The 21,200-nt window shown below is 52.7% G+C and carries 20 protein-coding genes; 9 read left to right on the forward strand and 11 right to left on the reverse strand.

Going from position 1 to position 21,200, the window contains the following annotated elements; genetic code table 11:
- From ompL to yihU, 8 genes are all read right to left on the reverse strand, one after another.
- Positions 1-693, reverse strand: a complete 693-nt coding sequence (gene ompL, locus JTI98_RS05720) for a porin OmpL (RefSeq protein ID WP_042998849.1) — start codon at positions 691-693, stop codon at positions 1-3.
- Positions 694-760: 67 nt separating this feature from the next.
- Positions 761-2,182: an MFS transporter gene (locus JTI98_RS05725; protein WP_044257152.1), complete on the reverse strand. Its 1,422-nt coding sequence runs from the start codon at positions 2,180-2,182 to the stop codon at positions 761-763.
- 44 nt (positions 2,183-2,226) lie between these two features.
- Entirely contained in the window at positions 2,227-3,609 is a 1,383-nt protein-coding gene (locus JTI98_RS05730) for an MFS transporter (RefSeq protein WP_042998851.1), read from the reverse strand.
- A gap of 45 nt (positions 3,610-3,654) precedes the next feature.
- The gene (locus JTI98_RS05735; protein WP_216082227.1) at positions 3,655-5,691 is read right to left on the reverse strand and encodes an alpha-glucosidase; all 2,037 of its coding nucleotides are present in this window, start codon (positions 5,689-5,691) and stop codon (positions 3,655-3,657) included.
- Positions 5,692-5,740: 49 nt separating this feature from the next.
- Positions 5,741-6,583, reverse strand: coding sequence for an aldose-1-epimerase (locus JTI98_RS05740; RefSeq protein WP_216082024.1), 843 nt, complete (start codon positions 6,581-6,583; stop codon positions 5,741-5,743).
- An 18-nt stretch (positions 6,584-6,601) separates the two neighbouring features.
- Entirely contained in the window at positions 6,602-7,843 is a 1,242-nt protein-coding gene (yihS, locus tag JTI98_RS05745) for a sulfoquinovose isomerase (RefSeq protein WP_044326763.1), read from the reverse strand.
- A gap of 15 nt (positions 7,844-7,858) precedes the next feature.
- The gene (gene yihT / locus JTI98_RS05750; RefSeq protein ID WP_216082025.1) at positions 7,859-8,737 is read right to left on the reverse strand and encodes a sulfofructosephosphate aldolase; all 879 of its coding nucleotides are present in this window, start codon (positions 8,735-8,737) and stop codon (positions 7,859-7,861) included.
- 20 nt (positions 8,738-8,757) lie between these two features.
- The gene (gene yihU / locus JTI98_RS05755; RefSeq protein ID WP_044326765.1) at positions 8,758-9,648 is read right to left on the reverse strand and encodes a sulfolactaldehyde 3-reductase; all 891 of its coding nucleotides are present in this window, start codon (positions 9,646-9,648) and stop codon (positions 8,758-8,760) included.
- A gap of 166 nt (positions 9,649-9,814) precedes the next feature.
- Between yihU and JTI98_RS05760 the strand changes: the two genes are divergently transcribed.
- The 7 genes from JTI98_RS05760 to fabY all read left to right on the forward strand — a co-directional run bounded on the left by JTI98_RS05760 (position 9,815) and on the right by fabY (position 17,631).
- On the forward strand, positions 9,815-10,711 hold the full coding sequence (locus tag JTI98_RS05760; protein WP_216082026.1) for a sugar kinase: 897 nt from the start codon (positions 9,815-9,817) through the stop codon (positions 10,709-10,711).
- Positions 10,712-10,743: 32 nt separating this feature from the next.
- Entirely contained in the window at positions 10,744-11,547 is an 804-nt protein-coding gene (locus tag JTI98_RS05765; RefSeq protein ID WP_044257161.1) for a DeoR/GlpR family DNA-binding transcription regulator, read from the forward strand.
- A gap of 433 nt (positions 11,548-11,980) precedes the next feature.
- The gene (locus JTI98_RS05770) at positions 11,981-14,602 is read left to right on the forward strand and encodes an autotransporter outer membrane beta-barrel domain-containing protein (RefSeq protein WP_216082027.1); all 2,622 of its coding nucleotides are present in this window, start codon (positions 11,981-11,983) and stop codon (positions 14,600-14,602) included.
- A 143-nt stretch (positions 14,603-14,745) separates the two neighbouring features.
- Positions 14,746-15,345, forward strand: a complete 600-nt coding sequence (yihX, locus tag JTI98_RS05775) for a glucose-1-phosphatase (protein WP_216082028.1) — start codon at positions 14,746-14,748, stop codon at positions 15,343-15,345.
- A complete protein-coding gene (locus JTI98_RS05780) occupies positions 15,339-16,211 on the forward strand; it encodes a virulence factor BrkB family protein (RefSeq protein WP_044257165.1) in 873 nt (290 codons plus the stop codon). Before yihX ends, JTI98_RS05780 begins: the two co-directional genes overlap by 7 nt.
- Complete coding sequence (gene dtd / locus JTI98_RS05785; RefSeq protein ID WP_216082029.1) at positions 16,208-16,645, forward strand: D-aminoacyl-tRNA deacylase; 438 nt, start codon at positions 16,208-16,210, stop codon at positions 16,643-16,645. The genes JTI98_RS05780 and dtd overlap by 4 nt, the downstream gene beginning before the upstream one ends.
- A gap of 44 nt (positions 16,646-16,689) precedes the next feature.
- A complete protein-coding gene (gene fabY, locus JTI98_RS05790; RefSeq protein WP_042998862.1) occupies positions 16,690-17,631 on the forward strand; it encodes a fatty acid biosynthesis protein FabY in 942 nt (313 codons plus the stop codon).
- A 14-nt stretch (positions 17,632-17,645) separates the two neighbouring features.
- Here the strand turns inward: fabY and JTI98_RS05795 are convergent, their stop codons facing one another.
- Positions 17,646-18,572, reverse strand: a complete 927-nt coding sequence (locus JTI98_RS05795) for an alpha/beta hydrolase (RefSeq protein ID WP_046401638.1) — start codon at positions 18,570-18,572, stop codon at positions 17,646-17,648.
- Between the two features lie 209 nt (positions 18,573-18,781).
- Here JTI98_RS05795 and JTI98_RS05800 point away from each other — a divergent pair, with 209 nt between their 5' ends.
- The gene (locus JTI98_RS05800; protein ID WP_162300700.1) at positions 18,782-19,021 is read left to right on the forward strand and encodes a CopG family transcriptional regulator; all 240 of its coding nucleotides are present in this window, start codon (positions 18,782-18,784) and stop codon (positions 19,019-19,021) included.
- Positions 19,021-19,407: a type II toxin-antitoxin system VapC family toxin gene (locus JTI98_RS05805; protein WP_042998865.1), complete on the forward strand. Its 387-nt coding sequence runs from the start codon at positions 19,021-19,023 to the stop codon at positions 19,405-19,407. The genes JTI98_RS05800 and JTI98_RS05805 overlap by 1 nt, the downstream gene beginning before the upstream one ends.
- A 30-nt stretch (positions 19,408-19,437) precedes the next feature.
- On the opposite strand, the gene fdhE is transcribed toward JTI98_RS05805, so the two are convergent.
- Positions 19,438-20,367, reverse strand: a complete 930-nt coding sequence (gene fdhE / locus JTI98_RS05810) for a formate dehydrogenase accessory protein FdhE (RefSeq protein ID WP_042998866.1) — start codon at positions 20,365-20,367, stop codon at positions 19,438-19,440.
- Between the two features lie 144 nt (positions 20,368-20,511).
- A complete protein-coding gene (locus JTI98_RS05815) occupies positions 20,512-21,198 on the reverse strand; it encodes a response regulator transcription factor (RefSeq protein WP_042998867.1) in 687 nt (228 codons plus the stop codon).
- Positions 21,199-21,200 lie beyond the last annotated feature (2 nt).

A 21,200-nucleotide genomic window follows, 5' to 3' on the forward strand; every position in this document is an offset into this window, starting at 1 on the left:
TCAGAAGAAATATTTAACCCCAACGCGAATCTGATTTTGTTCGCGGTGATAGGGTTCTACGTTCCGGTCCAGCCAGCGCAGTTCGAAGTAGGGCAGCCAGTTCTGGTTGATCCGATAACGGAAGGTATTCGTAATTTCCCAGTGATGATCCTTGCCATTGCTGCTATTAAAATCATTCACCCGCATAAAATAGTGGGGTTCAAAGGTATACGAGAATTTATCGGTAATAATAAAGTTCCAGTAGTTGCCGATCTCATAGGTATCGTTATTATCCCGATCGCCATTTAAATCGACCGAGCTGTAATTATTATGGTTGTAGCGGTTACGCACCGTCAGATTAAACCACGGTGTAAATTTGTAATTCACGTCCAGATACACCGCGCCGCTGGAGCCAATACTCTTGTCGGTAATCAACCCGCCAGGTTGGATCGTTAATTTATCCGTGGGTTTGAAGAGCGGATACCAGCCCTCGATCTCGTTATAGCCGTGTTTTAACTCGTCTTCACGCTGGAGCGTATAGGTATTAGTGAGCATAATGCCCGCACCCATGTCAAAGTTATAGCCAACGCGCAGCATGATCTCTTGTTGATCGGATGCCAGATTATACGCCTCCCGGTTTTCGACATAAGCGCCAGCAACTACAGAGGTGGATATCACTGAAGATAACAGAATGAGAGTATGTAATGTTTTCATCATAAATCCATTTTTTAAGCGTAGGGAAGCCGCCATCCATCTGGATGGAAATAGCGGCAAGATTTGTTTAAAGATTTACAGTAGCGATGTTTTTATTGTTATTGGTTACGTCAGAACGAGTGTTGTTCTTTTTTCGTTGATTTATTTCCTCGATAATAAAAGCGAAACGCGCTTCGTTAAGCTTATAAAAGAAACCCATGGTCAGTGCAGCAATAATCGCCAGACCACAGGGCCAAAGAAAAATTAACTGGCGTAATCCCAGTAAGGTTGCGTCGCTTTGCGCGATGTTGGGGATATAACCAATCTGGGTCAACATCATTCCGGGCAGGAACCCCGCCAACGCAGCGGAAATCTTGCGCGAAAAGGTATATCCGGTATAGACGGAACCTTCTGCGCGAATCCCCGTTTTCCATTCGCCGTAATCCACGGTATCCGGCACCAACGCCCAGTTCAGGCTGTTCACGAAGGCGGTACCGAAGAAGGCTACACAGGAAAAGGTGACGAATAAAAATGAGGTTCCGCCCCAAAAGAAATTCAGGATATCCCCAACTGCCCAGAGCGTTAGCCCTCCGAGATAAACCTGTTTTTTACCGAAACGCCTTACGGTCATGGGTACTAACAGTACACCTGCCAGAATGCACCCCATGCTGAAGAAGCCCATCCATGAGAGCAAATGGATATCGTTCAGAACGTACTGTGTGTAATAGACCTGGATCGCCAGTTTGATGTTGAACGCTGCCAGCGTACACAGATTGGCAATACACAGCACTAACAGAGGTGGGTTGCGGAAAATCGCGCAGAACGACTTGAGAATGCCAGGCTTATGGTGATCTGGCACGATTTCGATGTAACGTTCCTTAACGCCACGGAAACACCACCACATACTGAACAGTCCGCACACGGAGAAAATCAGCGCGGCAATTAAATAGCCCAGCGACGGCGAACGGGTAAACAACGCCTGAATCGGCATAAAGCCGACGGTACACAGCAGCAGACCAATGGTTGCGCCGCCCTGACGCCAGGCGGCAAGCTGGGCGCGTTCGTGCGGGTTTTTGGTGATAGCAGGCACCATTGCACCATAAGAGCAGTTCATAAGGCTATAAAACAAACCAAACAGCATAAACAGGAGGGTGGCCAGCGTCGTCTTCACCGTTAAGGTAAAGTCCGTGGCAAAGAACTGCGCACTGGCAACCAGCGCCACGGGAAAAGAGGCATAAAGTATGAAGGGGCGGAATTTACCCATTACACCAATATTACGGCGTGAATCCAGCAATACACCGGTTAATATATCGGTAAAGGCAGTAAAGAACTTCGCCACCAGGAAGATTATGCCGCCGTAATACGCAGGCATCCCCAGCACATCGGTATAAAACTTAAGCAGATACAGCGTCCCGATACACAGCATCAGGTTTGAGCCAAAATCACCTATGCCGTAGGCGCACTTCTCACGCAGGCTCAGTTTTAGCGTTAGCGGATCATGGTCAGACATAATCGCCTCTCATAACGCCCCGTAGGGCGTTGGATATTATTGTTTTAAATCGTTTGTTTACGGGCTTCGATTTCGCCAACGATACGGATATACATTTTTTCGTTGAGATTGTAGAAACAGCCCATTGCAATGATGGTGACGACCGCCAGCGCACAGGGATAAATAAAGATCAGCTGCCGTAACCCCTCGACCGTTCCCGCCGATTGCACCACGTTAGGCACATAGCCGATTTGGGTCAGCATCCATCCCGGGAAGAAGCCGGCCAGCGCCTGTGAAACCTTACGGAAGAACGTAAAACCGGTGTAAACCGTCCCTTCAGAACGCACGCCAGTTCGCCATTCGCCGTATTCCACCGTGTCGGAAACCAGCGCCCAGTTCAGGCTGTTCACAAACGCAGAGCCGAAGAATGCCAGGCAGGAGAACGCGACAAAACTGACCGAACCTCCGCCGAAGAGGTAGTTGAGGAGATCGCCTGCAACCCAGATCAGCAGGCCACCGATATAGACCTTTTTCTTGCCAAAGCGACGCACCATCCCCGGCATTAAAAAGACGCCGATGAAGATACAGCCCATGCTGAAAAAGCCCATCCACGACAGCAAAATCGGATCGTTCAGCACGTACTGGGTGTAATAAACCTGGATCGCCAGCTTGACGTTAAATGCGCCGAGCGTGCAGAGATTGGCAATACACAGGATGAAAAGCGGACGGTTACCGGCGATGGCGCGAAAGGACTGCAATAATCCCGGTTTTTGCGCCGCGTCGACAGGTTTCACTTCGACATAGCGCTCTTTCACCCCGGCATAGCAGCACCACATAAAGAACAACCCGAACAACGAGAACAGCGTCGCGGCGAAGATATACCCCAGTTGCGAATTGCCTTCGATCAGGTTCATGACCGGCACAAAACCGACGGTGCACAGCAGCAGGCCAAGCGTCGCGCCACCCTGCCGCCAGGCAGCGAGCGAGGCGCGTTCGTCCGGGTTTTTGGTGATGGCGGGCACCATTGCGCCATAGGAACAGTTCATCATGCTGAAGAACAGTCCGTAGAGCATAAACAGGACGGTCGCCATGACCGTTTTTCCGGTGATTTCAAACGGTGTACCGACAAAGTTAGCGATAGCCAGCAGGGTCACCGGAAACGCAGCGTACATAACAAAAGGACGGAATTTACCTTTTGGACCGATTTTACGTCGTGAATCGAGCATAATACCGGTTCCCATATCGGTAAACGCGGTAAAAAACTTGGCAATAAGAAAAATGATACCGCCATAGGTGCCCGGTAAACCGAGAACATCGGTATAAAACTTCAGTAAATAGAGCGTACCGATATCCAGAAGAATATTGGAACCTAAATCACCCATCCCGTAGGCGAGTTTTTCCTTAAAGGGCAAGCGTAGGGTTGCCGGGTTGGTTATGTTTTGACTCATGATTATCCCTCATTTGCCCATGAGTTTTCCCATGGGCGAGCCTTATTAGATGTGGCGTAAAGATGCAAACAGCGACGCCCACTCACTTTTCGCGCGATAAAAGACTGGCGGTTTACCTAATGGCGCATCCACGGTTACCTCGCCGCCACTTTGCGTTTCACCTGTCCAGAGATTCACCCAATGATCCTCCGGCAGATACAGCGTCCAGTCGCTGCGGCCCTGCTCATGCACCGGAGCGACCAGCAGGTCTTGCCCCAGCAGGTACTGGTATTTCAGGGTGTAGGTACGCGCATCGTTTTCGTAATGCAGGAACAACGGACGCATAACTGGCAAGCCAGTTGCGGCGTTTTGCGCGACGGCTTGCTTAAGGTACGGCTTCAACGTCGTAAACACGGTCGTCATTCTGGCGAAATGGGCGATGGTTTCCTCATCGCTGTCAAACTGCCAGTTATCACCAGGACGGTTACCTTCGTGGGTGCGCATCATGGGCGTGAAAGCATTGAAATCACACCAGCGCAGCAGCAACTCTTTGCTGCGTTTCATCTCAAACAGGGTGGTATAGCCGCCAATATCGCTGTGGTGCAGGCCGTGACCGCTCATAGCCAGCGACAGGGCAGCGGGAATAACGGAGGCGAGTCCATCGTCCAGACTCCAGTCCACGTTCTGGTCACCCGCCCACATCATGGTCGAGTATTTCTGACTGCCGGTATAGCCTGCGCGCATAAAGAACAGGATCTCGCCGAGTTTGCCGGTTTCCTGTAATGCCTCGTAGTTACATTTTGCCCACAGCGCAGGCCAGGCGTTATGCATGATCTCCGCGCTGACGCCGTTATGCAGAACCGTGTCGGTCGGCAGGTATTCGCCAAAGTCCGCCATCCAGCCGCCGCAGCCGAGTGCGATCATGTTTTTCTTGATGACGTCTTTGAACCAGTCGTAGGCCGCCGGGTTGGTCAAATCAACCACGCCGCCGTAAAACTCACCAAATTCAACCAGATAATCATTACCGGAAGTATCTTTTGCCAGATAACCGTGCTTTGCCGCTTCGGCGCACAGGTCTTTATCGCTGGCGACATACGGGTTGATATATGAAAGGAACTGCACGCCTTCGGCGTTCCACTGTTTGATACGGCTGTCCAGTTGTGGATAGTTGTCGCTGTTCCACTTCCAGTTCCACATCACGCGCTTACCGAATGACGTCATGCGGATCCCGGACCAGTCCTGCGCCCAGATGCCGTTTACCTTCACGCCAGCGCGACGCATCGTATCCAGTTTCTTCTGGCACACTTCGGTGCCGCCCTGAATGCCCAGCGTGACGCCATCATAAATCCAGTCCGGTAATTCTGGTTGGCGACCTAACAGCGCGGTCAGTTTTTCCAGCAGCGCGATATAGGTGTCGGCGCATTCAATACGCAGGGTGGTTTTCTCCTCCCACAACGCCAGTTCGTGATAATCCGGCGCGCTGAAGTCAAAATTCATGTAGCAACTGTTATCAACGTGGCAGTAATACTTCTGCGTACTGACAAACGTGGGTTGTGGGAAGAAGGTCCAGTAGTAGTCGCCGCCTGCGTTCTCTTTGCAGTCGGCCTGCCAGGTGACGTAGCTATGCTTATTTCGGCCCACACCCTGTTCGCTGGTCCACAGTGGAAACGGCTTGCCACGCAGGTCGAAGTAAGAGAACTGCTCGCCGCAACCGTAGATATGGTCATCCGGGTTAGCCGCCAGTCTCAGCCAGATACGGTTATGGTCGGGATCGTCATTGTGCAGATCCAGTTGCAAACGACCCGCTTCATCGGTGGAGATATGCAGCGTCGCATTGACGGCATCACCACGACTAAAGCGTACTCGCCAGCCGTCGGCTGATTCACTGACCGTGGCATCGGTCAGGGCAATTTTCTCGTTAAGTTTGTCTTTAATGCTGAAGTTGCCACGAAACATGTCGATATCGGCGACGCCAGCACCAACCCACAGACAGGGGGCTGCTTCGCTGTGACGTAAAATTAATCGCTGGTGGTACGTTAGCGTAAATCCATTCTGTAACGTCGTCAGCTCTAAAGGGGTTGACCGTTGTTGTAACGAATTCATCATCGTCTCCGTAATAAATAGGGTAATTCGGTAATTTGTCGGAAATCTTTTATTCACTGCCGATGAGAAAATGCATCTGATGTATTTCTCCTGGCGCGAGATAAATCAGGCCTGTTCCGGAGTTAAAGGCATCGGGTGGGCAGGTCATCGGTTCCACTGCAAGACCACGCCTTGCTAATTTCTCGCCGGTATATACCTGCAGCCAGGGTTGATGGCTGCGTAAAAAAGTCGTTATGTTTTGTGAGGCACAGGTCATCCTGACTTCCCACTCAACCTCAGGTGTCAAGACCCTGAATGTATGATCGATAGAGGTTCCTGCAATGCGTCGCGGCGTTGTGAAATCCCGTTCACTACCTGTTTCTTCACTCGCAGGAAGCGTCAATTCACAACCATCAATGGGGTGCAGATTGCAGGTCAAATAGGGATGGGCTCCGGCACCATACGGTGCGATTTCGTCACTCAGATTCTGCGTACGAATAAAGACATGCAGCCCGTGTGTTTCCTCCAGTCGATAAATCACCTCTGAAACCAGCGCAAAGGGATAACCATAAGAAGGCGGCAGAAAAATCGTCAGTGACGCTTCCGTTTTTGACTGCTGATTAATCTGCCAGTCCCGCCAGGCCAGTAATCCATGAATAGCGCTATGCGTAACCGGATCGTTAATAGCAAGCTGGAAGCGCTTGCCGTTATGTTGATAGCAGCCTTTTGCCACGCGATTTGGCCAGGGTATTAGCACTTTTCCCAAATGCGCCAACGGTATCTCTTCCGGCTTATGGGGAATAACGACGTGACGCCCACGGTGCGTCAGTTCTGCTAATCCGGCGCCAACTGTGACTATTTTCGCGCAGTAGTGCCCGGCCTGAAGATGAAGTGTTTTTCCACCGCTATGCATGGCTGCTATCCTCGTTGCTTACCTGGCGTTGATATCCAGAAGACCGGCAGCAACCGCAGGAGCAAGGCCCGGTGCCAGCGGTAAACGTGGGATAACCAGACAGTGCAACAGGTGATAAATATCCTGTTTACCGTCCCATACCCGGGTTGTGACCTTGTTGTCCGCATCCAGCTCCTGCCACCAGGAACCATTTTCGTAATCCATCAGGTACTTAATGCAGTATTCCCACCATGTCTGATACCAGGTTTCGTACTGGCGATCGCCCGTGACCGTATATAGCGCATAGGCGGTACCCATTGCTTCTACAATCGGCCAGCGCACCCGTTCACGAACAATGGGTTTGCCATCCCAGTCAACGGTGTACACGATGCCGTCAGCGCCGTCGGGTGCCCAGGCATCACGAATGGTGGCGTGGAAAAGACCTTTTGCGTCTTCCAGTAACCAGGCGGGCGGTTGTTCGCTTCTCGCTTCTAACGCGGCGTGGATATGCAGCATCAGACGGCCCCACTCAATCCAGTGGCCTGGCGTGCCGCCATAGGCGCGGAAACGGTGGGCGGGATTGTCTTTGTTGTAGTCGCGGACCGGGTTCCAGTTCACGTCGAAATGCTCATTGACCCGGTATTCCCCTTTGCGGGCGACATCGTGAATGATGACCGAGGCGATGTGGATCGCACGATCCAGCCATTTTTTGTCATGGGTGACGTCGTAAACAATCAGGAAGGCTTCCACGGCGTGCATATTGGCATTGCCGCCGCGATAGTCTTCGGTTTTGCTAAACGCTTCATCCCAGGATTCCAGACACATTTGCTCTTCTTCACTCCAGAAGTATTTCTCAATGACTTCAATGGTGTAATCGAGCAGTTTCCTGGCCTCAGGGTGTCCGGTGGTGACCGCGCTGGCAGCGCCCAGCAGTGCAAAAAAGTGTTGGTATCCCTGTTTGGAGGCATCTACCACGCCTTCATCATTCACGCAGGCGTACCAGCCACCGTATTTTTTATCCCGCAGCGCGCCGTTCATGGCCTTAATACCGTGATCGACCAGGCTGTAAGCGCCCGGTCTGCCCATCGCTGCGGCGACGGAATAGACGTGCAGCATGCGGGCGGTGATCCACAGGTGCGTGCCCATCTCTTCTTTGATCTGTCCTTTATTACCCAGCCAGCCGAATCCGGTTGGCACCGCCGCGTTCTTACCAAAATTGAAGATGCGATCGGTTTCTTGCTCCAGCCAGCGGTTGTGGCTCATGGTGTTAAACCATTTCATGCTTTGATCCTCGTATTAACGGCGGCGGGCCATCATTTCATCGACAATTTCACCTAAGCGTTGCAATTTAGGTGCAGACACATCACGCAGCATCATCTCGCTGTCCGGCAGGCCAATCACCGATGACCAGACCGCACGACCGGCCAGGAAGCCAGAAGCGCCAGCACTCATCGCAACGCTGACCGCGCGTGGAAACAGCTTTTCATCAACGCCGGAAGAGAGAATGACCCACGGCATATTGATGTGTTCGTTCAGGTGTTGAGACGCGCGGAGCAGGGCTTGCTGCGTGCCTTTACCCTGCAGCGGCATTTCGACCTTATAGAGATCGGCGCCGCTGTCGCCCAGCTCTTTGGCGGCGTCGATAATTGCCTGTTCACGATCGAATTGATCGCCGCGACGCGGCGGACGGACCACCGGTTCGATGATGCTCAACAGACCCTGGCTATGGCACAACGTATTAAATTCTTTCACCATTTCAAGACGTTGCTGCGCGTCTTCATCACTGCGCCAGAGCACCAGCAGCTTTAAGGCTTTCGCGCCATCCTGCTTGACGGCTTGCGGATTGATGGTTTTATCAATCACTACGCTGTCGACGGGGATGCCATTACCCGGGATGAAGGCGTCGGCGGCGACAATCATGGCGCAGCTTTTGGCAACGGCGTTCTGCTCTACCGCCTGGCGGTAGCAAAACTGTTGGTCAAGCAGGATCGCGGAGGCATACGGCGAGAGAATTTTTGCAGCATTGACTTTAAAATCAGTAAGATGCTGATCGGTGACCGGCGTTGGCGTGCCTGCGGCGGCAAACATCAGGCGCATTGCTTCACGCTGGTCAACGGCCAGCATGGCGAAACCGCCGGAAGGTCTGGTGATATCTTTCAGGGTGTACGTGGTCATTCTTCAGTCCTTTTTACCTGTCAATGGTGGTTTTTCAGTCCGGCTGTCGTGCGAACCTGTTCAAGAATGGCGGTCCAGTCTTCCCGCCCGCGGCCAGCGGCTCGCGCCTGGTTATAAACTTCCCTGGACGCCGCGCCGAGCGGCATAGGAACGTGCAGCTGGTTGGCGACATCCAGCGCGATGCCGAGATCTTTGTGGGCCAGGTCGATCATAAAGGCCGGGGAAAGATCGCCTTTCAGCACTTTGTTCGGCCACGAGGTGGTGAAGTGACCTTTACCGGCGGGTGTCCCGCTCATGACCTGTAGCGCGACATCGAAGGAGAGACCCAGCGCTTCACACAGCACGGCGGCTTCGGCTGACAGGGCATTCAGCGCAATGCTCATGTAGTTGTTAATCAACTTCACGCGGATCCCCATCCCGGGACCTCCGGCGTTAATCAGTTCATTGCCCATTGCCATCAGTACCGGTGTGGCGCGCTCGACCTGGTCTGGTGTGCCGCCCGCCAGCAACAGCAATGTACCGGCAACGGCGTGATCCGAGGTTCTCCCGACCGGGACATCCATCATGGCGAAGCCTTTAACGCGAAGGTCGGCGATCAGCTTGTCAGTCTGCAAGGGATGGATGGTTGACATATCGATCACCAGCGCTTGTGGGGAGAGGCGTTCGCAAACGCCGTTTTCGCCCAATAAGACGCTGCGTACCAGATCGCCGTTGGGCAGCATCGTGATGACAAACTCAGCGCCTTCTGCGGCCTGTGCTGGAGAGCGGGCGGATTGTGCCCCTTTTTCGACCAGACATTGGACGGCATCGGGGTTAACGTCAAAAACGCTGAGTTGGTGACCCTGTTTGAGTAAGTTGCTCGCCATTGGGGCGCCCATCTGTCCTAATCCGATAAATGCGATGACTGCCATATCGTTCTCCTGAGACGGTGGTGTCATTTTTTGTCAATTATGACCGGTTGTTTCTGTCTGTTTTTGATCGTATTTGTAATTTATGGTCAAAAAATTGACAGCCGTCACTTTTTAAACATTTTGTGGAATTAAAATAATCTCATCCCGAAATGCTTAAGGAACGACCATGATTCGTATTGCTTGTGTAGGTATTACCGTGCTGGATCGCATCTATTACGTAGAAACGTTACCGGCTGTAGGCGGTAAATATGTGGCGCGTCGTTATACCGAGGTGGGCGGTGGACCAGCCGCCACTGCCGCAGTGGCAGCGGCGAAGTTAGGGGCACAGGTAGACTTTATTGGCCGTGTGGGCGATGACGACACCGGAAAACACCTGTTGGCGGAGCTGGAATCTCTGGGGGTCAATACCCGTTACACCCGGCGCTATGCGGGGGCAAAGTCGTCGCAATCGGCAATCATGGTTGATGCTCAAGGGGAGCGGATTATCGTCAATTTCCCGAGCCCCGATTTGCCGGCGGAGGCCGACTGGCTCAATGACATCGACTTTTCCCAGTGGGATATCGTACTGGCGGACGTTCGCTGGCATGAAGGGGCAAAGCAGGCCTTTACGCTGGCGCATCAGGCGGGCGTGAAGACACTGCTGGATGGTGATGTGACGCCGCAGGACATCAGCGAGCTAGTGGCCTTAAGCGATCATGCTGTGTTTTCGGCCCCGGGTCTGGCGCGCCTGACTGGCATCAATGAGACCGCTAATGCGTTGAAACAATCACAAACGCTCACAAATGGACATGTCTACGTCACGCAAGGTAGTGGAGGGTGTGACTGGATAGAAAATGGCACGCTGCAACACCAGGCCGGTTTTGCGGTGGATGTGGTGGATACAACCGGGGCAGGCGATGTTTTCCACGGTGCGCTGGCATTCAGCCTCGCATCAGGAAGCGAACTGAAAGACGCGGTCAGGTTCGCCAGTGGGGTGGCGGCGCTGAAATGTACCCGACCAGGTGGGCGTGCGGGAATTCCTGACTGTGATCAAACCCGATCTTTTCTGTCACTTTTTGTATAAAATGCAGGGCAATGGTTTTTCGAGGAATTTTCATGAGTTTTACCGAACTGACCGGTAACCCACGGCATGATCAATTGCTATCACTCGTTGGTGAGCGTGGGTATATGAACATTGACGAACTGGCGGGTTTACTGGATGTCTCTACGCAGACGGTGCGCCGTGATATCCGTAAATTAAGCGAACAGGGGCTGATTACCCGTCATCACGGTGGCGCAGGCCGTGCATCAAGCGTCGTGAATACCGCCTTTGAGCAACGTGAAGTCTCGTGGACGCAAGAGAAAAAAGCCATCGCGGAAGCGGTGGCGGACTACATTCCAGATGGTTCAACGGTGTTCATCACCATTGGCACTACCGTAGAGCAGGTGGCGCGGGCGTTGTTGAACCACAATCATCTGCGCATCATCACCAACAGCCTTCGGGTTGCGCATATTCTCTATAACAATCCCCGTTTCGAAGTGATGGTCCCCGGTGGAACGCTGCGTCCACATAACAGCGGGATTATTGGCCCTTCTGCGACTGCGTTTGTCGCTGATTTCCGGGCGGACTACCTCGTCACCAGCGTCGGGGCGATTGAAAGCGATGGCGCGATGCTGGAATTTGACGTCAATGAGGCCAGCGTGGTGAAGACGATGATGGCTCACTCCCGCCATATTCTGCTTGCTGCCGATCATACGAAATACCACGCCTCGGCGGCGGTAGAAATTGGCAATGTTTCTGCGGTAACCGCGTTGTTTACTGATGAACTCCCTGGCCCGGCTCTGCATACGCTTCTTCAGTCTCATCAGGTTGAAATCGTTCAGGTGAGCCCAGACCAGGATGATGGCGTTTCTTCGTAACAGACTCCTTTTAAATAAACCGTCTGTTCAGGCGGTTCTTATCACAAAAAATATAAATAGTTAAACGTCCTGGTATTATGTATAAAAATCCTAAAGCTCGCATGAAGTATCAAATTGTGCTTTTAATGCGCATTGATTCGTAAGCTTTTTTTACCCTCGTTACGCACTCTTTTTATTCATTAAAAAGACGCCCAGGAATAATATAAATAAATGGATGTTCTCTTATTATTTTTCCTTTTTCGTCAGTTCAACCTCCGTTGACATAACCTTTGAATAACTGTATTAATCGCGCAAAAGGAAAGATTTATAATTTTAAGGTAAGTGAATCTTTAAGGTTTTAAAGATGAACGGACCCGCTTTGCCTTTTAATTAATTTTTACTGCGTCTTTTATGCTCTTATCCGAAAAAAGAGTAGTACGGAAAAGGTATTCCTATGAAAACACAAAAAATGAAATGCAAACCACCCTCACCGGGGAAATTGGCACTCTGTATCGCCAGTGCGCTGGCGCTCGGAGGATTTAGCGGGCAAGTCGCTGCGGCATGCGGTTACACCACCACTGCTCAACTCTTTTGCGATAACACCACAATCTATCACTACGGCAATCCACTTGGCGGGTCGGCAAGGGATTACACTGGATTTGATGAAGTGCGTATTGATACAACTTCAGAAGGTACTACTGCTGGCCTAACAGGTTGGGGTGTCTATATTGATAATATTGGTTATAAATTCAAAAATCTGGTTATCAATACCACAGGCACTGCAGCAGATGGAATCCATTCTAAAAATGCTGGGGGCAAGCTGATTGCCGATAATATTTACATCACCGCAACAGGAAGTAGCGCTGATGGTATAAATATCGGTCGTGAACTCCAGGCGGATTATTCAATCGTTGAAGTCAATGGCGACGTGACCGTTGATGCTGAAAATGGAATGGGGTTACGTGCTAACGCATCGGCGAATAAAGACAATGCCCAGTCATCCATAATTATTCATGGGAATACGGATATTGTTACTCGTGGTCCCGGAAGCATGAATACAGGTTATGGTATTTATGCAGGTAGAGATCCTGCACAACTGACAGGAACGGCAAGAGGAAATGCGGATATTACGCTCAATGGCGCGACGTCAGTCACGACGTCAGGTCGAAATGCACATGCAGTGTATGTGGGGCGTAAAGGAACCATAAACCTAAATAACGTTGATTTAAAAACCTCTGGTGTCACTGCGCACGGCGTTTATGCGTCTTCATCTACTGAGTCCGCAACGGTGAACCTGGGTGGCGATACGAAAATTCAGGTGACTGACAGTGGCGCTTATGCCATTTACGCATATGGTTCGCAGGGCGTCATTCGTTCATGGGATTACGCTACCGATACGGCTGACTCAGGTGTGTACGACATTGAAGGCAATTTACGTGCTTATTATGGCGGCACCATGGATCTGCGTATGGAAGATGGAAGCCGCTTTGTAGGCAAAGCCGATTCTTCACAAGAGAATAGTAATGCAACCTACCACGGCTCGCTGGATTTGAGTATGAAGGGTGCCAGCAGCGAATGGACGATGACTGGAAATTCCGTGGTCTCTAATCTGACGCTGGATCAGGCGACGCTGCGCTACAGTCCTGACGGCGTGTCTCGCGATGATGCGGGAACCTTCAAGACATTGACTGTGGTCGGAAACTACATCGGGACCAACGCGCTGTTAGTGCTGAACACGGTACTGGAAGGGGACGGTTCATTAACTGACATGCTGATTGTTCAGGGCGATACCTCCGGTAATACCAAAGTGGGCATCAACAACATTGGTGGTGTGGGTGAACTGACCGTCGATGGGATTAAAATTGTTGAGGTTGCCGGAAACTCTGACGGTACCTTTACCAAATCAGGGCGTATCGTCGCCGGTGCGTACGACTATGACGTGGTGAAAAAAGCCAGTGACTGGTATCTGACCAGCGAGCTGTCACCGGTGGATCCGCCGCCAGTGGAGCCGCCTCCGCCACCACCGACTGAGCCGGATCCCGATCCCGCGCAGCCAGACCCAACTGATCCTCCAGGACCGCCAGTATATCCGGGTCCCGTCGAGCACCAGTATCGCCCTGAATTCGGGAGTTATCTGGCGAACAACTATGCGGCCAATACGATGTTTATCACCCGTCTGCATGACCGTCTGGGTGAGACTCAGTATACCGATATGCTGACTGGCGAAGAAAAAGTCACCACCATGTGGATGCGTAATGTAGGTGGCCATAATCGCTTTACTGACGGCAGCGGGCAGTTGAAAACCAACGCTAACCGTTATGTTCTGCAGTTAGGCGGCGACCTGGCACAGTGGAGTAGCGACGGCCTCGATCGCTGGCATCTGGGTGCCATGGCGGGTTATGCCAACCAGAAAAGTAAAACCCGTAACAGTTACACTGGCTATTCGTCTCGTGGACAGGTAGATGGTTACAGCGTCGGTCTGTATGCCACCTGGTATGCCAATGAAGCGGATAAGACCGGGACCTATCTGGATAGCTGGGTACTGTATAACTGGTTTGATAACACCGTTAGTGGCGAACATCTGGCCAGCGAAAACTACAAATCCGACGGTATCACGGCGTCTGTTGAAGGCGGTTATAGCTTCCTGGTCGGGGAAAGTGAAAATAAAACCTACTGGATCCAACCGAAAGCGCAGGTTATCTGGATGGACGTGCAGGCCGATTCACACCGTGAGCACAACGGGACGGTGGTTAAAGACAAAACTGACGGCAACCTGATGACTCGCCTCGGCGTCCGTGCTTACCTGAAAGGTCATGCGGAGAAAGATACCGATAAAGGCCGTGATTTCCAGCCGTTCATTGAAGCGAACTGGATCCACAACACCAATAACCAGACCGTACAGATGGGCTCCATCAAGGATGACATCAGCGGGACACGTAACATTGGTGAGCTGAAAGTGGGTATTGAAGGGCAAATCAACCCGCGTCTGCAGGTGTGGGGTAACGTGGCGCAGCAAATGGGCGACAACAGCTACAGCGATACCTCTGCGATGCTCGGGGTGAAATACAGCTTCTAAGAAACCGAGAAATATCACACCAGAACAAGGCGATGCTCTCAGGGCATCGCCTTTTTTTCCTTCATCTTTCCCTGACGGGTACATAGTCAAAACGCCCCTTTCCCGCTACAGTTATTCATCCACGGCAAGTAAGGAGAAGGGACATGCTCTATATCTTTGATTTAGGTAATGTGATTGTCGATATCGACTTCAACCGCGTATTAGGTACCTGGAGCGATCTGAGCCGTGTGCCGCTGGCGTCGTTAAAGCAGAGCTTTACGATGGGTGAGGCCTTCCATCAGCACGAACGGGGAGAAATCACCGATGAAGCATTTGCCAAGGCCCTTTGTCATGAGATGGATCTGTCGCTGAGCTACGAACAGTTTTCCCATGGCTGGCAGGCCGTTTTTGTCGCGCTACGGCCTGAGGTTATCGATATCATGCAGAAACTGCGTGAGCAGGGGCATCGCGTGGTCGTCCTGTCGAACACCAACCGGCTGCATACGACGTTCTGGCCAGAGGAATATCCAGAAATTCGCCAGGCGGCGGACCATATTTATTTGTCGCAGGATCTGGGGATGCGCAAGCCGGAGACACGGATTTATCAGCATGTGTTACAGCAAGAGGGTTTTTCAGCGAGCGACACGGTCTTTTTTGACGACAACATCGATAATATAGAAGGGGCCAACCAGTTGGGGATAACCAGCATTCTGGTGACCGATAAAACCGTCATTCCTGAGTATTTCGCGAAGTTGTTATGCTAAAAACCGTGCATCAAAAAGCCAGGCATCATACCCGACCGATCTGGGCCTGGCTGAAGCTCCTCTGGAAGCGCATTGATGAGGACAATATGACGACCCTGGCAGGGAATCTTGCCTACGTCTCGTTGCTCTCATTAGTGCCGCTGATCGCCGTTGTATTTGCGCTTTTCGCCGCTTTTCCGATGTTTTCCGATGTCAGCGTCCAGTTGCGACACTTTATTTTTGCCAACTTTATCCCGGCAACGGGCGATGTGATTCAACGTTACATTGAGCAGTTTGTCGCCAACTCCAACAAAATGACGGCGGTGGGGGCTTGCGGGTTAATCGTCACCGCGCTGCTGTTGATGTATGCCATTGATAGCGCGCTGAATACTATCTGGCGCAGCACGCGCACGCGGCCAAAAGTGTACTCCTTTGCCGTGTACTGGATGATTTTGACGCTGGGACCATTACTGGCAGGGGCCAGTCTGGCGATCAGTTCCTATCTTCTCTCATTACGCTGGGCCAGCGATCTCAATACCGTGATTGATGATGTGCTGCGTCTCTTCCCGCTGATCCTCTCCTGGCTCTCATTCTGGCTCCTCTACAGCGTGGTGCCGACCACGCGCGTACCGAATCGGGATGCGATTGTCGGCGCCTTTGTCGCTGCGGTCCTGTTCGAGGCCGGAAAGAAAGGTTTCGCGCTTTATATCACCATGTTCCCGTCATATCAGCTTATTTACGGCGTGTTAGCGGTGGTACCCATTTTGTTTGTCTGGGTGTACTGGACGTGGTGTATCGTCTTGCTTGGTGCGGAAATAACTGTCACTCTCGGGGAATACCGCAAACTCAAACAAGCCGCAGAACAAGAAGAAGCAGACCAACCATGATTGCATTAATTCAGCGCGTAACCCGTGCCAGCGTCACCGTGGAGGACGAAGTGACGGGTGAAATTGGCTCAGGACTTTTAGTGTTGTTGGGTGTCGAAAAGGATGACGACGAGCAGAAAGCGAATCGCCTGTGTGAACGTGTGCTCGGCTACCGTATTTTTAGCGATGCCGAAGGCAAAATGAACCTGAACGTGCAACAGGCGGGCGGGAGTGTGCTGGTGGTTTCACAATTTACGCTGGCGGCGGATACCGAACGCGGCATGCGTCCGGGGTTCTCGAAAGGGGCGACGCCGGAGCGGGCGAAGGCCCTGTACGATTATTTCGTCGAACGCTGCCGCCAGCAGGAAATGAACACGCAGACCGGTCGCTTCGCTGCGGATATGCAGGTTGCGCTGGTGAATGACGGCCCCGTGACGTTCTGGTTACAGGTATGAATCAGCTTCCGGCGTGGCCGCGGGTTACAAGAGAGAGTACCGCTATGTATCACCTTCGAGTACCGCAAACAGAAGAAGAATTAGAGCGTTACTATCAGTTTCGCTGGGAAATGCTGCGCAAGCCGCTGCATCAACCGAAGGGTTCCGAGCGTGATGCCTGGGACGCAATGGCGCACCACCAGATGGTGGTCGATGAAGAGGGCAATCTGGTTGCCGTCGGGCGGTTGTACATCAATGCCGATAATGAGGCTTCCATCCGTTTCATGGCTGTCGATCCCACCGTGCAGGAAAAGGGGCTGGGAACGCTGATGGCAATGACGCTGGAGTCCGTCGCGCGTCAGGAAGGGGTCAAACGAGTGACCTGTAGCGCACGGGAAGACGCTGTCGAATTCTTCGCCAAACTGGGTTTTGTCAATCAGGGCGAAATCACCACGCCGCAAACTACGCCAGTTCGCCACTTTTTGATGATCAAACCGATTGCCTCGCTCGATGACATTTTGCATCGCGGCGACTGGTGCGGACAGCTACAGCAGGCATGGTATGAGCACATCCCGCTGAGCGAGAAGATGGGTGTACGTATTCAGCAGTACACCGGGCAGAAATTTATTACCACCATGCCGGAGACGGGCAATCAAAATCCGCACCACACGCTGTTTGCCGGGAGCCTGTTTTCGCTGGCTACGCTGACCGGCTGGGGGCTTATCTGGCTGATGCTGCGTGAGCGCCATCTTGGGGGCACGATCATTCTCGCTGACGCCCATATCCGCTATAGCAAACCTATCAGCGGCAGACCCGCCGCGGTTGCCGATCTCGGCTCGTTGAGCGGCGATCTTGACCGTCTGGCGCGTGGGAAAAAGGCGCGGGTTCAACTGCAGGTAGAGCTGCTGGGCAATGACACACCGGGCGCTATTTTTGAAGGTATTTACATCGTCCTGCCCGCCAAACCGTTTGGTCCCTATGAAGAAGGCGGAAACGAGGAAGAGTAGGGGAACTCCCTTCTCTATTCTTCGCTAACGGACGGGATAGTCACGCGCCAGGCGATATCCTGCATTGCGCTGCGCGCCGCATGGCTGACGCCAGCTAGCTGGAAAAAACCATGAATCACCCCGAGGTAGCGCTGGCAGGTGCAGTCGACGTGTTGGGTCGTCAGTCGCTCATACAAAAGTTCGCCTTCGTCGCACAGCGGATCAAATTCAGCGGTGATGATGTGCGTAGGCGGTAAGCCGCTGAGATCATCTCGCCAGAGCGGGCTGGCTTCGGGATGCTGGCGATCGGTATGGGGCATATACATCTCATACCCGGTTAGCAACGTGTCACGGGTAATGAGGTAGTCCAGACCGTTTCGGGTATAGCTCTCACATTTTGCGGTCGCGTCGAGCATCGGGTAGATCAGCATCAATTGTGCGGGCAGCCATTGCTTTGCTGCCTTCAGGCGCAATGCTGTCACCAGCGCCAGGTGTCCGCCCGCACTGTCCCCGGCAAGCGTGATGTGCTGGCGTTCAACGCCAAGCTGTTCCGCATATTGCCAGATCAGGTTGGCCCCTTTTTCAGCATCGTCATGCGCCGCAGGAAACGTGTGTTCTGGTGCGAGGCGGTATTGTACGGCAATCACCCGGCAACCGCTGGTATACGCCAGTTGTCGCAACTGATTATCATGCGTGGCAAATCCGCCGCTCACGAAACAGCCGCCGTGGTAGTAAATAACGCAGGGCAGAGCACCCGAAGCATGGCGCGGTGATACGACGCGCAGCGTCATCCCCTCCAGTTCAACATCGCTGACTTCTACGCGCGTTTCGGTCTTTCCGGCCAGCGCGGTACTGGCGATATAGCCTGCTCTCCGGTCATCAATATGTTGCCGACGAACAGAAGGACGTCCCGCCGCGATAAATTCCTCGACCCGTTGTGCAATCCCGTTTTCAAGCGCCATTTTCTTAATCCCTAAAATCTGTATGAATATACAGTGTTATAACCTGGTTTTTCATGAAAGAGAATGGTGGATTTGGGACAGAGTAAAATTCTGGAAAGCGCCTCGCAAAAGGAAAAGTCACTACGGAGATCGCTTTTTTCCTGCTTGCTGACGGTGTATGTTGTTTGAAAATTATTCGCCAATGATATACTGGAGGTATATGTGTGCATATGGCTGGAATGGACATGGGCAGAATATTACTCGACTTATCCGATGAGATGATCAAGCGCCTTGACGATCTCAAGCAGCAGCGCAACCTGCCGCGTGCGGAGTTGTTGCGCGAAGCGGTTGAACAGTACCTTGAAAGGCAGGGACAGGCTGAAACCACGATTTCCAATGCGCTGGGGCTCTGGCAGGGCTGTGAGGAAGACGGCGTTGAGTATCAGAGGACGCTACGCGAGGAATGGTAATGCAAAAGGGTCCCGTGCTGTTCGATACCAATATCCTGATTGATTTATTCAGCGGGCGCCAGGAAGCACAGCAAGTACTGGAAGCGTATCCGCCGCAGAATGCCATCAGCCTGGTTACCTGGATGGAAGTAATGGTGGGGGCAAAAAAATACCATCAGGAATATCGTACACGTGTGGCGTTGAGTGCGTTCAACATCATCGGCGTTTCACAGGAAATTGCTGAGCGAAGCGTGAATCTCAGGCAGGAATATGGGATGAAACTTCCGGACGCGATCATTCTGGCTACCGCGCAGATTCATCGGTTTGCGCTTGTGACGCGCAACACCAGAGATTTCGCGGGGATCCCTGGCGTCATTACGCCTTATCAGTTGCAGGCCGGACGATAAGCACCGTCCGGCATCACCTGTTGAAGGCGTTTACTCCCCTTCTCCCGGGAACAGGAACGGGTTGATGGAACTGCGGGCGAAGCCTTCTTGCTCCATGCGCGCGTCCAGTACCAGCGACGCGAGGTCGTCGGCGACGGCTTCCACTTTCGGGTCTTTTTCCTGATAGAGGATCTTAAGGTAGGTTCCACAGTCACCGCAGCTTTCGGCTTTGATTGCCGCCTGCTCATTGTCCAGTGACCAGTAGTGCAGATCGCGGCTTTGCTCGCAGTTGCTGCATTTAACACGAACCACATGCCACTCGGTTTCACAAAGGTTGCAGTGCAGATAGCGCAGTCCCTGGGTGGTGCCAATTTGCACCATGCTGGAGACCGGCATCGAGCCGCACACCGGGCAGTACTGACGTTGTTCGCCGTATTCCGCGCGGGCTTTACCCGGGATAAGGCTGGCCATTTGCGCCCAGTACAGCGACAGCGCGGCCCAGATGAACGGGGCCTTATCGCTGCTGACCGCGGCGAAATCGGAGGCAAACAGAGCGCTGGCCATCTGTTCCAGTTCCTGTTCGGAGGCTTTTTCCAGATTTTCGATCACCGCCAGCGCCGGGCCGCTCATCTCCGGTTTCAGTTCGGCGATCAGCGAGTGCAGCAGTTTCTGCCAGTGCTTATCGCGTGGCAGAACGTGGATATCCAGCGGCGGCTTACCCTGATCGTTGGCTTCTTTGATGCGTGCAGTGAGATCCATCTGCAACGGATGGTCATACAGCACTACTTCCTGGGCATGGGCGATCAGCGCGGCAAAGCGCAGGTAATCTCCCAGCGGGTTATTCTCAGCCAGTTCGCGCAGACGCTCGGCGCGACGGTTATACAGATTTTTGAGCCGGGGGAATAATAACGGTGGAATCATATCCGTCGCGCGTTTCTCGCTCTTTTCCAGCTCATCTTGCGGGATGATACGAATGCTCATTCAGTCACTTCCTGGTTAGGCAGATTTAGCTAGGTGTAATCCGCTCTGTGAATTGGCGGGCATTTCGCGCCCGCGCTGGTGAATGTCATTAATGATAACCGCAATCGGCCTGCGGGTTATAGCGGTGACATCGCAATGTATGCGTTACGATACCTGATATCGATACCCCAGACCATGCACCGTTCGGATTAGCTGCGGCTGATTGGCATCCTGTTCGATGACTTTGCGGAGCCGGGAAATGTGCTGATCCAGCGTACGGCTATTGGGCAAATAGTCGTACCCCCACGCCGCATCGAACAACATATCACGCGTAACCACCTGATTTTTATGACGCTCAAGACAGCTTAAAATGCGAACTTCCCGCAGCGTCAGCTCCAGCTTTTGCTCGCCGCGCCAGGCGCACAGTTCATTCGGGAACACCGTCAGGTCGCCAAAAGCAAAACTGAGGTTAGGCTGCGTGGCGCTATGGTTTAAACAACGACGGGCGATGGTTTTTATCCGCGCCCGCAGTTCATGAATACCAAACGGTTTGCTGATGTAGTCATCTGCACCCAGTTCCAGCCCCACGACACGGTCGATCTCCTCATCTTTGGCGGAGAGAAACACGATGGGAATATGTTCGTTCTGGCGGCGAATTTCCCGGCAGACCGTATAGCCATCCATTTCGGGCATCATGATGTCTAACAGCACAAAGTCCGGTTTGTCGCGGTGATAACTCTCCAGCGCCGCGCGCCCGTCCGGTGCTGCTATGAGCGAATAACCCTCGCGCGACAGAGCATCCACCAGACCCTGGCGGATGTTTGCATCATCTTCGGCAATCAGTATCTTCATAT

This window comes from Citrobacter sp. MGH 55, assembly GCF_016906145.1.
Taxonomy (GTDB): domain Bacteria; phylum Pseudomonadota; class Gammaproteobacteria; order Enterobacterales; family Enterobacteriaceae; genus Citrobacter_A; species Citrobacter_A amalonaticus.